At 61.4% G+C, this 12,550-nt stretch carries 11 protein-coding genes; 7 read left to right on the top strand and 4 right to left on the bottom strand.

Annotated features, from left to right (window positions below; genetic code table 11):
- The first annotated feature begins 186 nt into the window (after positions 1-186).
- Positions 187-906, top strand: coding sequence for a Crp/Fnr family transcriptional regulator (locus ACZ5U1_RS17355; RefSeq protein WP_464780380.1), 720 nt, complete (start codon positions 187-189; stop codon positions 904-906).
- Positions 907-969: 63 nt separating this feature from the next.
- On the opposite strand, the gene ACZ5U1_RS17350 is transcribed toward ACZ5U1_RS17355, so the two are convergent.
- The 4 genes from ACZ5U1_RS17350 to ACZ5U1_RS17335 all read right to left on the bottom strand — a co-directional run bounded on the left by ACZ5U1_RS17350 (position 970) and on the right by ACZ5U1_RS17335 (position 5,267).
- Positions 970-1,644: a Ros/MucR family transcriptional regulator gene (locus tag ACZ5U1_RS17350; protein ID WP_464780379.1), complete on the bottom strand. Its 675-nt coding sequence runs from the start codon at positions 1,642-1,644 to the stop codon at positions 970-972.
- Positions 1,645-2,156: 512 nt separating this feature from the next.
- Positions 2,157-2,432 (bottom strand): HU family DNA-binding protein, encoded by a 276-nt coding sequence (locus tag ACZ5U1_RS17345; protein WP_097093579.1) that lies wholly within the window; start codon positions 2,430-2,432, stop codon positions 2,157-2,159.
- Between the two features lie 200 nt (positions 2,433-2,632).
- Positions 2,633-4,249, bottom strand: a complete 1,617-nt coding sequence (locus ACZ5U1_RS17340; RefSeq protein ID WP_464780378.1) for a phytoene desaturase family protein — start codon at positions 4,247-4,249, stop codon at positions 2,633-2,635.
- A gap of 37 nt (positions 4,250-4,286) precedes the next feature.
- Entirely contained in the window at positions 4,287-5,267 is a 981-nt protein-coding gene (locus tag ACZ5U1_RS17335) for a bile acid:sodium symporter family protein (protein WP_464780377.1), read from the bottom strand.
- A gap of 86 nt (positions 5,268-5,353) precedes the next feature.
- Here ACZ5U1_RS17335 and ACZ5U1_RS17330 point away from each other — a divergent pair, with 86 nt between their 5' ends.
- The 6 genes from ACZ5U1_RS17330 (at position 5,354) to ACZ5U1_RS17305 (ending at position 12,513) form a co-directional block, all read left to right on the top strand.
- Complete coding sequence (locus ACZ5U1_RS17330; RefSeq protein WP_464780376.1) at positions 5,354-6,112, top strand: enoyl-CoA hydratase; 759 nt, start codon at positions 5,354-5,356, stop codon at positions 6,110-6,112.
- 165 nt (positions 6,113-6,277) lie between these two features.
- A complete protein-coding gene (locus ACZ5U1_RS17325) occupies positions 6,278-7,945 on the top strand; it encodes an MFS transporter (protein ID WP_464780375.1) in 1,668 nt (555 codons plus the stop codon).
- A gap of 110 nt (positions 7,946-8,055) precedes the next feature.
- A complete protein-coding gene (locus ACZ5U1_RS17320) occupies positions 8,056-8,655 on the top strand; it encodes a TetR family transcriptional regulator (protein ID WP_464780374.1) in 600 nt (199 codons plus the stop codon).
- A 133-nt stretch (positions 8,656-8,788) separates the two neighbouring features.
- The gene (cysD, locus tag ACZ5U1_RS17315; RefSeq protein WP_464780373.1) at positions 8,789-9,700 is read left to right on the top strand and encodes a sulfate adenylyltransferase subunit CysD; all 912 of its coding nucleotides are present in this window, start codon (positions 8,789-8,791) and stop codon (positions 9,698-9,700) included.
- Between the two features lie 129 nt (positions 9,701-9,829).
- On the top strand, positions 9,830-11,743 hold the full coding sequence (cysN, locus tag ACZ5U1_RS17310; protein ID WP_464780372.1) for a sulfate adenylyltransferase subunit CysN: 1,914 nt from the start codon (positions 9,830-9,832) through the stop codon (positions 11,741-11,743).
- A gap of 8 nt (positions 11,744-11,751) precedes the next feature.
- A complete protein-coding gene (locus tag ACZ5U1_RS17305; protein WP_464780371.1) occupies positions 11,752-12,513 on the top strand; it encodes a 3'(2'),5'-bisphosphate nucleotidase CysQ in 762 nt (253 codons plus the stop codon).
- Positions 12,514-12,550 lie beyond the last annotated feature (37 nt).

Below are 12,550 nucleotides of genomic sequence, written 5' to 3'. Positions count from 1 at the left end.
TTTGCAGGCAAAATCGATGCTTCTGGAGGTCCGTGAAATGGGACAGGCATTCCCAATGAAGTACTTGCCGCTATCCATGACAATTAGGGACGGCTCGCCGTCCATTGGCGCGCCCCGGTTCGGAAAGCGGTTCGCGATGGGGCAGTCAATCGGTGAACCCGCCGCCACCAACCCGGTCGCCCGGCCATGACCGTCATCACCCGCCTGTCCGCTCCGGCGCGCCCCGCCATCCGCAGGCTTTCCGCGCTCACCCCTCTCGATCAGGATGCGGAGGCGGCGCTGGCCGATGCCGCCCTGCGCAGCCGCATATTGAAGCCCGCCCGCGAGTTGATCGCGGAGGGCGCGCCTGTTCTGAACCCGCTGCTGATACTCAATGGCTGGGCCGCTCGAACGCGCTTCCTGCCCGATGGACGGCGGCAGATCATGAGCATAATCCTGCCCGGCGACCTCGTCGGCAATTGCCATCACGACCGCCCCTTGTCGGTATCGACCGTCGTCGCGCTCAGCCAGCTGACGGTCTGCGCCGCGCCCTCCATCGGCTCCCCGGCGCTTCAGCAGGCTTACCGGATAAGCCACGCCCTGGACGAAGCCTATCTGCTTGCCCAGATCACGCGCCTCGGCCGCCTCAGCGCGGAGGAACGGATCGCGGATCTCATGCTGGAATTGCGCGACCGTCTGGCGCTGTGCGGCCTGGTGAGCGAGGGCAGCTTTGCATGGCCGCTGACGCAGAACGCTCTTGCCGATGCCCTCGGCCTGACGTCCGTTCACGTCAACCGCACATTGCAACAGATGCGGCGGCGTGGCGATGTGATCCTGCGTTCGGGCCGCCTGCAACTGACCGATGCGGCCGAACTCGCCAAGCGGGTGGGCCATGTACCGGTGCGCGTGACCGCCAGGGACGACTGACGAAGAACGGGCCATTGCGTCGACCGCAACGGCCCGTTCCTTATCTCGAAAAGGAAGGAAGCGTCAGCTCTTGGCTTCTGATCCGGCCGCTGCCGCCTTTGCGCGAGGCTTGCGTGCTGCCTTGGCCGCCTTGGGCTGCGCGCCGTCAGCCGCCTTTGCCGAAGCGGCGGCAGGCTTTGCGGCGGGCTTCGCCGCTGCCTTGGCGGGCTTTGCAGCCTTCGCCGCCTTGCCCGCGGGCGCCTTGGCGCTTGCTGCGGCACCGGCTGCCTTCGGCGCCGCCTTGGTGCCTGCATCCGCCTGCGCGGGTGCAGCTGCCTTCACGCCATTGGCGGCTGCGGGCTTGCGTCCCAGGCCGAGGCGCGTGGCAACGGCGCGGCGCGCTTCGGAATAGCTGGGCGCAACCAGCGGATAGGATTTGGGCAGATTGTAGCGCTGGCGATATTCGTCTGGCGAAAGACCATTCGTCGCCAAATGGCGCTTCAGCGTCTTGTACGGCTTGCCGTCGATCATGCTCAGGATGTGGTCGGGTGACGACAGGCTTTTGCGAACGGAAACGGCCGGTGTGTAAGTCGCTGCCTGCGCCTCGGCAGACTCCGCAGCCGGATCTTCAGTCAAGGCGATCCGGGTTGTCCGGATAAGCTCGGCGAGCCCCTCGCTCGTAACCGAATTGTTGGAGACAAACGCACTCAAAAGCTGAACCGTGAGCGTCGTGATGTCGGGCTGCGAATTTTCAGACATTGGCACGCTTCTCCGCACTGAATAACTGTGGCGACCTTCTGCGCGCTTTCAACTCAAATGTAAATCGCCTTCACTCTTCTAGTGTGGCGATATCTGTCCCTATGATGGACGCTTCTGATGTTCCGCTGCTGCGGCGTCCTTAGTAGAGGGCTGATCTTGTCCCAGATCGTTATCGACATGATGGGTGAAGATGTTGATTGAACGTGGCTCTGCCCACAATTTAGGCCGTAACCATCTTGTGTATCGTCGCTGGGGGAGGAGCGCGGAATGCGCATCCAAAATACGCTGCCATCGCCGAAAGTAACCGGCCGTCGCGTTGCGGACCAAAAAAAAGGGCCGGTCCAAAAAGGACCGGCCTAATGAGTTTTTAGGAGAGGATGCCTGAAAGGCAGGGCGGCATTTGCCGCCGCGATCCTCTCCTGACAATTGTTTAGATTGGCATGTCGATTGCACGTCATGCAATCGTAACATTCGCGGCGCCCCGTTCCTTGCCGGAAGGGGCGCCCGGCCTGTTAGCCGTTCAGCTGATCCTTGACCGCCTTTGCGGGCGTGAAGGTCAGCTTCTTCGATGCTGCAATCTGGATGGTTGCGCCGGTCGACGGATTGCGGCCTTCGCGTGCCGGCTGATCCTTGACCTTGAACTTCCCAAAGCCGCTCAGCGAAACTTCGTCACCCTTGGCAGCGGCGCCAGCGATAGCGGCAAACACGCCGTCCACATATTTGCGGGCGTCGGCCTTGGTCAGGCCATGCTCGGCTGCAACTGCTTCGGCGAGTTCGGTATTGTTCATCGATCGTCTCCCTTTCGTGGACGACGGGTCTTAACCTGTCTCATCGCCCGCAACTAGGGGTGTTTTTGCCCATTAACCGATATTTTCGTGCCGGATTCGACATATTTAGGGGGTTGGTGAGGTCCATGCGCCTGTTCGTGCCGCGCGAATCTCTCTCCGCGCCCCTTCATGCCGCAGACTCGATGCCCCTACCGGCAGGCTCAATCGGCACGCTTCCGCCGCCACAGCCGTCCGCCCAGCGCCATGTCCTTCATTACCGCCCGCGCGGCATTATGTCCCGGCGCGCCCGTCACCCCGCCGCCCGGATGGGTGCCCGCGCCGCACATATAAAGCCCCTCGGCAGGTCCGCGGTAACCCGCATGGCCCAGCACCGGCCTTGCCGCCCACAATTGGTCCAGCGTCATCGCGCCATGCATGATGTCGCCACCCACCATCCCGAACTTCCGCTCAAGGTCCAGCGGCGACAATATGTCCCGGGCGATCACGGATGCAGCAAAGCCGGGCGCATAAGCGTCCACCGTCGCGATCACATCATCCGCCGCTTGCCTCCGCGCCGCGTCCCAGCTTCGGCCATCGGGCAGCTGTGGCGCGAATTGCTGGCAGAACAGGCTCGCCACATGGCATCCCGGCGGCGCCAGACTGTCGTCGATGATCGACGGGATCAGCATCTCGACGATCGGCGCGGATGACCAGCCCTTCACCTTCGCATCGGTAAAGGCGCGGTCCATATAGTCCATGTCCGGCGCGATGATGATCCCGGCCTGCAAATGCTCGCCCGGTCCCGGCAGGCAGGAAAAGTCGGGCAGCGCCGACAGCGCGACATTCATGCGGAAACTGCCCGATGCCGTCCTGAACCCCCGAATGCGCTTGCGGAAATCGGGTGGCAGATCAGCCGGGTCCATCATCCGTTCGTACAGCAGCTTGGGGCCGACATTGGCGATCACCGCCGCCGCCATGACCTCCTCCCCGCTTTCCAGCCTGACGCCGACGGCCCGTCCGCCGTCCACCAGCACCCGGTCGACCGGCGCCTCCAGGCTGATCTCCACGCCCATCGCGCGGACGACCTTCGCCATGATCTGGGTGATCGCGCCCATGCCACCGACACAATGGCCCCATGCGCCCTTCTTGCCGTTCACCTGCCCCATGACGTGGTGCAGCAGGACATAGGCGCTGCCCGGCGTATCGGGCGATGCATAATTGCCGACCACCGCGTCAAAGGCGAAGGCCGCCTTCACCGCCTCGCTTTCGAACCAGCCGTCCAGAAAGGCGCGCGCCGATTTCAGGAACAGGTCCAGCATGTCGCGCTGCTCGTCCAGCGACAATGCGCCCAAGCGCCGCCCCTGCGACAATGCCGCCGTCAGCATCGACAGGCCATCGCCCGCGTTGGGCGGGGCCTTCAGCATCATGTCGCGCAACAGGTCCGCTATCGCCTCCAGTGCGTCCTGATAATGGGGCAGGGCGGCCGCGTCCTTCGCGCTGAACTTTGCGAACTCCGCCTGCGTCTTTTCGATGCCGCCGCCCACCTTCAGATAGCGTCCGTCCGGCTGCGGCAGGAAATTGGCGATCGGCCGCTCGATCACGCGATAGCCATGGTCGGCCAGCGCCATGTCCGCGATGACCTTGGGATGCAGCAGGCTTACGGTGTAGCTGGCGACCGAATTGCGGAAACCGGGATGGAACTCCTCCGTCACCGCCGCGCCGCCTACGACGTGCCGCCGCTCCAATATGCGGACCCGGTAACCCGCGCGCGCCAGATAGAATGCGCACACCAGCCCATTATGCCCACCCCCGATAATGACCGCGTCATACTTATACATATGTATAACAACTCACGGACTTTCGGAAAATCCCGTTCTATTCACCATTTCCTTCACGACTTCCATAACGCCGCGCCAGTCCGGCACAAACCATCAACTGAATCTGGTGAAACAACATCAACGGCAACAATATCGGCCCCACCGCACTCGCCGGAAACAAAACCCCGGCAATCGGCACCCCCGTCGCCAAACTCTTCTTCGACCCGCAAAACTGCAGCACCACCGCATCTTCCCGCGACAATCCCAGCAAGCGCCCAAGACCCCAGGTAAACAGCAGCACCAGCACCAAAATCGCAATCGACAACAGCGCCAGCAACAACAATTCTGCCCGCGACACCTTATGCCACAGCCCCTCGACCACCGCTGCGCTGAACGCGGAATAGACGATCAGCAGGATCGATCCGCGATCCACTCTTCCCAGCATTGCCTTGTGCCGCGACACAAAACCACCAATCCACGGCCGCGCCAGATGCCCCAGCAGGAAAGGCAGCAGCAACTGCAATACAATCCCCTCCACCGCCGATAGGGAGATCAGACCGCCGGTCGTCCCCCCGACGCTCTTCTGCATCAGCAATGCCACCAGCACCGGCGTCAGAACGATCCCCAGCAGGTTGGAGAAGGACGCACTCACCACCGCCGCCGCGACGTTGCCCCGCGCTATCGCCGTGAAGGCGATCGACGATTGCACCGTCGATGGCAACAGCGTCAGGAACAACAGCCCCGCTCGCATCTGCCCGGGGATCGCTTCCACCTGCTGCGTCGCCAGACCGATCAGGGGAAACAGAGCGAATGTCGTTCCCAGCGTCGCCAGATGCAGCTTCCACGCCGTCGCCCCGCTCCAGATCGCTTCGCGCGATAGTTTCGCCCCATGCAGGAAGAACAGCAGCACAATGCCCGCATCCGCAAGGATGCCAACGATATGCGTACCCTCGCCCCGCGCGGGAAGGAAGGAGGCCAGCGCCACCATGGCGATCAGCAACATCAGGAAGGGGTCGGCAATTTCCCGGATACGGTTCATGCCGCGGCTGTAGGCAGTCCAATGGAAAAAGGATAGACGCCCGACCGATCGACACATTAGTGGGCGCTTAGGAAATGGAGGCGGTCATGAACAACGGGATCGAAATCATCGAACAGGGCGGCGTCCTGGAAATCCACATCGATCGGCCCGATAAGAAGAATGCGCTCACCGCAGCCATGTACGACAGCATGACCGCGGCCCTTGCCAACGCGTCGGCGCGGAGTGACATCGGCGCTGTCCTGATCGCAGGAAAGGGTGATGCCTTCTGCGCGGGCAACGACCTTAAGGACTTTACGCAAGGACCGCAGGGTGGCGCGGCTGCATTCGCATTCATCCGCGCCATTGCGAGCTTCGACAAACCGCTGATCGCTGCCGTCCAGGGCCTGGCCGTGGGTGTGGGCACAACGATGCTGTTCCATTGCGACCTTGTCTATGCGGCGCCCGACGCGCGCTTCATCATGCCCTTCGTCAATCTGGGTATCGTGCCGGAAGCTGGTTCAAGCCTGCTAGCGCCCGCGACGCTGGGCCATGCAAAAGCAGCGGCGATGCTGTTGCTGGGCGAGCCAATGGACGCCCAAACGGCTGACCGGTCAGGTCTGGTGACAGCTGTCATACCCACCGAGGAACTGCTTGGTCACGCTCGGGCGAAGGGGGCGGCCCTCATGAAGAAGCCGCCCAAAGCGCTGGCGGCCACCCGGCGGCTGCTAAAGGGCGATCCTGCTGTGCTGCTCGGCAGGATCGAGGAGGAGGCACGGCTTTTCGAACAGATGCTGGAATCCGAAGAGGCTCAGGAAGCCTTCGCTGCCTTCTTCGAAAAGCGCGCCCCTGTATTCTGTCGCGATTGAACTTAGCGGGAGCCGTCTCTCGGTCGTCTGATAGTCACAAGGGTATCTAAATTGAAACCCTTGCTGGAAAACTTCAAGACGTTCAGCAATATTCTGTCCCGGTGCCCGACAAGACAAATGTTCAGCGTGAAACGAGACCAAGGTAGATGAGCGACAAGGCCGGCCATGGCTGAATCTTCCCCTTCACCGGCAGGCCGCTTCGCCCTTCTGGAGCCATTGCGTCAGCGGACCTACCGCACCATCTGGATCGCCAGCCTGTTTTCGAACTTCGGGCAGCTGATACAAGGCGTCGGCGCGGCCTGGCTTATGACGCGGCTGAGTTCATCGCCGCAGATGGTCGCGCTGGTGCAAACGGCCCTCATGCTGCCGTTGATGCTGGTCGCTCTGCCCGCCGGGGCGATCGCGGACATGTTCGACCGGCGCAAGGTGGCGCTGGCTGGTCTTGCCTTCGCTTCGCTGATGGCGATCTGCCTCACGCTGCTTGCCGGTGCGGAACTGCTATCCCCCTGGACATTGCTGCTCTTCTGTTTCCTGATCGGCACGGGGGTCGCACTATATGGCCCTGCCTGGCAGGCCTCGATCGGCGAGCAGGTAAGTGGTGAACATCTGCCCGCAGCGATCGCGCTGGGCACGATCAGCTATAATGTGGCGCGCAGTTTCGGCCCCGCGATCGGCGGCATCATCGTTGCCTCATTGGGGGCGATGGCGGCCTTTGCAGCCAATGCTTTCTTCTATCTGCCGCTGATCCTCGCCTTCCTGATGTGGCAGCGTGAACATAAGCCATCGCGTTTGCCCCCGGAAAGGATCGATCGGGCGATCGTCTCGGGGGTCCGTTATGCGGTGCATTCGCCTCCGATTCGGGTCGTACTCATCCGCACCCATGTCGTGGGTCTGGCCGGTGCATCGGTCTCCGCACTCACGCCTTTGATTGCAAAGGACCTGCTGCACGGGTCGGCAAGCACCTATGGCTTGTTGTTGGGCGCCTATGGCGTGGGTGCGGTGCTGGGCGCCACGGGGCTTGATCTCGTGCGTCGGCGCCTTCGGCCTGAGCAGGCTGCGCGATTGCTGTCGGTTTTGCTGGGCGCGATGATCATTCTCGCCGGGATCAGCAGTTACACCCTCCTGACTTGCGCGGCACTGCTGGTCGCGGGCTTTGCCTGGATGATCCTGGTCGCGCAGTTCAACGTTGCTGTCCAAATGTCAGCGCCGCGCTGGGTCACGGCCCGCGCGCTTGCCTGCTATGGCTCGGCGTTGACGGGTGGGCTCGCTCTGGGCGCGTGGCTGTGGGGAGCGGTCGCTACTGCTCTAGGAACAGGTGAAGCGATGATGATGTCGGGGGCAGCGATGGTGTTCAGCACTATTCTCGGCCTCTTCTTTCCGTTGGCACGATCGCTCCCCGATGGATTGGAACAAAGCATTCTCAGTCATCAGCCGCAGGTTGGCCTTGCACTGACCTCGCGCAGTGGTCCCATCGTCGTGGAAATCGATTATCGGGTAGATACTGACAAGGCGCGCGACTTTTATGCCGCGATGCAGAAGGTGCGCAGCGCCCGCCTGCGAAGTGGTGCCTTTGGCTGGTCCGTGGCACGTGACATCGCCGATCCTGAACTTTGGACCGAACATTATCATTGTCCAACCTGGGGAGATTATCTGCACCAACGCGATCGTATGACGATGGGCGACCGTCAGATCGAGGACGCCGCCAATATATTCCACATGGGTCGCAGCGAGGGGCGGGTACGGCGGCGCCTTGAACGGCCAACCGGATCGGTGCGGTGGCGGGCGGACACGCCTGACCGCCGAGACGAGGCGATCGATATAATTTATCCATAGATCAACCAGTTCGTGCAAGAATGTAGGGAAACGTTGTCAATATAAACAAGTGCGCTAGAATCGCTTTGAAATCGAATTTGGAGAGCGGAATGCCAGGGCAGGCGAAACGGATGGTAGGGCGTCCCCGAAGGCTGACGCTGGAAATGATTGTCGGTGCCGCCTGCGAGGTCGGTATCGCCAAGCTGGAAATGAGTCTGGTTGCCGAAAGGCTGAATACCGGCGTCGCTACGCTATATGGCTATGTGCGGGGGCGGGAACATCTGCTGCAACTCGTGGCACAGCGTCTAGTAGGGCAAGCGCTGATCAAGGATGAAGGGCAGAGTTGGCAGGATATACTGCGCGAACATGCGACAGTTACCTATCGTCTCTTCCGGTCCCTGCCTCACCTCATCACCAATCTGATTGGAAAAGAACCTGAACAGCATTCGTTCGACTATTCGCAGAGGGTACTCACGATGCTGGAGGCGAGGGGGCTTCCTCCCGCTGTGGCCCTGAACGTCTATATCGAGATAAATCAGGTCGTGATCGGTGCTGCGATCAGCATGATGCGGAGGGAGGTGCTGATCCAACTCCCTGAGTACGAGACCGACAATTGGGGACCCCTGCCGGACATCCTTGGCGATTATTGCACAACACTGGAGCGGATCATCTCTGGCTATGAGGTGGAACTGAGGTTGGGTGAAGACGAAGCGTCGCCTCAGAATGCCTGAAAAGTCGGCTCGCGCTCTTGCAGCTGATTAAATTTTCGTCGTGCGGCGATGGAAGAAATATCTCTCTCCCATCTGGGAGGTTTGATGATTCGCGCCTTCTGTCATCTGGGTCTGCGAAAGGCTGGACAAGACGATGACAGATACAAAAACGCTCACCCACCTGGCGCGCCTGGAAGCGGAGAGCATACATATTCTGAGAGAGGTTGTGGCCGAGGCTGAAAAGCCAGTCATGTTATACAGCGTGGGCAAGGACAGCGCGGTGATGCTGCATCTCGCCCGCAAGGCATTCTATCCCTCGCCGCCGCCATTTCCGCTGCTGCACGTCGATACGACCTGGAAGTTCCAGGAAATGTACAAGCTGCGCGACCGGATGGCCAAGGAAAGCGGTATGGAGCTGCTGGTCTATCACAATCAGGAAGCCAAGGATCGCGGGATCAATCCGTTCGACCATGGTGCGCTCCACACCGACATGTGGAAGACCGAAGGTCTGAAGCAGGCGCTCGACCTGTATGGCTTCGACGCAGCCTTCGGCGGCGCACGTCGCGACGAGGAAAAGAGCCGCGCCAAGGAGCGCATCTTCTCCTTCCGCACCGCCTCGCATGGCTGGGACCCAAAGAACCAGCGCCCGGAACTGTGGAACCTCTACAACGCCAAGAAGAACAAGGGTGAAAGCATCCGCGTCTTCCCGATCAGCAACTGGACCGAGCTGGACATCTGGCAGTATATCCACCTCAACAATGTGCCGATCGTGCCGCTTTATTTCGCCGATAAGCGCCCGACCGTCGAGCGTGACGGCATGCTGCTGATGGTGGATGACGAGCGCTTCCCGCTCAAGGAAGGCGAAACGCCGGTGATGCGGTCGATCCGCTTCCGCACGCTGGGCTGCTACCCGCTGACTGGCGCGGTGGAGAGCGAGGCCAAGACGCTTCCCGAGGTCATCCAGGAAACGCTGCTGACCACCACGTCCGAACGTCAGGGCCGCGCCATCGACAAGGATGCAGGCGGCGCCGGCATGGAGAAGAAGAAGCAGGAGGGGTATTTCTGACGCGCCACGGAATGCGCAAGCGTTCCGAAGCGTCAGCCCCAGCGCAGGCTGGGGTCTCGTGCCTCCAGGCCGAACCTTCCCCCAGATCAACGAGATCCCAGCTTTCGCTGGGATGACGGGATTAGACCAATGACCGACACTCTCGACGAACCCATTTACAAGACCGATGCCCTCATTGCGGAGGATATCGACGAATATCTGAAGGTGCATGAGCACAAGACGATGCTGCGCTTCATCACCTGCGGGTCGGTGGACGATGGCAAGTCCACGCTGATCGGCCGCCTGCTCTACGACAGCAAGATGATCTTCGAAGATCAGCTCGCCGCGCTGGAGGCAGACTCCAAGAAGGTCGGCACACAGGGCCAGGAGATCGACTTCGCTCTCCTCGTGGACGGCCTCGCCGCCGAGCGCGAACAGGGCATCACGATCGACGTCGCCTACCGCTTCTTCGGGACCGAAAAGCGCAAGTTCATCGTCGCCGACACGCCCGGCCACGAACAATATACGCGCAACATGGTGACCGGCGCATCGACCGCTGATCTCGCCGTCATCCTGACCGACGCGCGCAAGGGCGTGCTGACCCAGACGAAGCGGCACAGCTATTTGGCGCACCTGATCGGCATCAAGAACATCGTGCTGGCGGTGAACAAGATGGATCTGGTCGATTATGACCAGGCGGTCTATGACAGCATCGTCAAGGACTATACCGAATTCGCCCGTTCGATCGGTATCGAACATTTCGTGCCGATGCCGATTTCCGGATTCAAGGGCGACAATATCACCGGCCCGTCGGACAACACGCCCTGGTACAAAGGCCCGGCCCTGATCGAGCATCTGGAAACGGTCGAAGTCAACAGCGCGACCGACGCGGAAAAGCCGTTCCGCATGCCGGTGCAGTGGGTGAACCGGCCGAACCTCGACTTCCGCGGCTTTTCGGGTCTGATCGCCACCGGCACAGTGAAGCCGGGCGATGCGATCCGCGTGCTGCCTTCGGGCAAGACCAGCACCGTCACCCGCATCGTGACGCTGGACGGCGATCTGGATCAGGCTGTCGCAGGGCAGTCGGTGACGATCTGCTTCGCTGACGAAATCGACTGCTCGCGCGGCGACGTCATCGCGCTGGCGGACAATCCTCCGCAGGCCGCTGACCAGTTCGAAGCGACCATCGTTTGGATGGCGGACGAGGAAATGCTGCCGGGCCGTCCTTACTGGCTGAAGATCGGCACGCAGACCGTGACCGCGACGGTGCAGCACCCGAAATATCAGGTGAACGTCAACACGATGGAGCATCTGGCGGCCAAGACGCTGGACCTCAACGCCATCGGTGTTGCGAACCTGTCCACCGACAAGCAGATCGTGTTCGAGCCCTATGAGCAGAACCGGACGCTCGGCGGCTTCATTCTGGTCGACAAGATCACCAATGCGACGGTGGCGGCAGGCATGCTGCACTTCTCGCTGCGGCGCGCGCAGAATGTCCATTGGCAGGCGACCGATGTTACCCGTGAGTTCCATTCGGGCCTCAAGAACCAGAAGCCGGCTGTGCTGTGGTTCACCGGGCTCTCCGGTGCGGGCAAGTCGACCATCGCCAACCTCGTCGAAAAGAAGCTGGCGCGCATGAACCGCCATACCTTCCTGCTCGACGGCGACAATGTGCGTCATGGCCTGAACAAGGATCTTGGCTTCACTGACGCCGACCGTGTGGAGAATATCCGCCGCGTGGGCGAAGTCGCCAAGCTGATGACCGACGCGGGCCTGATCGTGATCACCGCCTTCATCTCGCCTTTCCGTTCGGAGCGCGAAATGGTGCGGCAGATGATGCAGCCGGGCGAGTTCATTGAGGTCCACATCGACACGCCGCTTGCTGAAGCAGAGGCACGGGACGTCAAGGGGCTCTACAAGAAGGCGCGTGCCGGGGATCTCAAGAACTTCACCGGCATTGACAGCCCCTATGAGCAGCCAGAGGACCCGGAAATCCGCATCGACACAACGGCCATGACCGCCGAGGAAGCTGCTGACGCCATCGTCGCCAGGCTGATCCCATGAGCGGCGGCATGAGCGACGCCGACCTCGCGGCGCATCTTGCCGAAACCGCTGGACGCATCCTGCTTGAGGTGCGCGCCAGCGGCATGTTCAGCGCCAAGGCGCTGGGCAAGGCGGGCGATCAAACGGCCAACCAGTTCCTTGTTCACGCCCTGCGTGAACAACGGGGCGAGGACGGGTTGCTGTCTGAGGAAGAGAAGGACAATGCCGAGCGGCTGAGCCAAAGCCGCGTCTGGATCGTGGATCCTGTCGATGGCACCCGCGAATATGGCGAGGAGCGATCCGATTGGGCGGTCCATGTCGGTCTGGCGATCGATGGGCAGCCGGAGATCGGCGCTGTAGCGCTGCCGGGTCTTGACCTGACCGGAACAGGGAAGGGTACAATAGTTCGGTCGGATCAGCCGCAGCCGATCCCGCCTGCACCCGAAAAACTGCGCATGGTGGTCAGCCGCACTCGCCCAGCCGCCGAAGCTGTCGCGGTCGCGGAAAAGCTGGGTGCCGAGCTTGTTCCGATGGGCTCGGCCGGCGCCAAGGCGATGGCGGTGATATTGGGGCAGGCAGACATTTACCTGCATTCCGGCGGCCAATATGAATGGGACAGTATGGCACCTGTCGCCGTGGCGAAGGCGCATGGCCTGCACTGCTCGCGAATTGATGGCAGCCCCCTGATCTACAATCAGGCAAATGTGTATCTGCCTGATCTGCTCATTTGCCGAAAGGAACATGCTCAGCAGTTATTGGCCCTTATCAGCGAAGTTCAGGTCAGCGCCTGATAATCAAAGCTGAGGACTGCCAATGCCTGTTGAGTGA

Source organism: Sphingobium sp. TomTYG72, from assembly GCF_055394715.1.
This window is presented reverse-complemented; position numbering and strand designations above follow the sequence as displayed.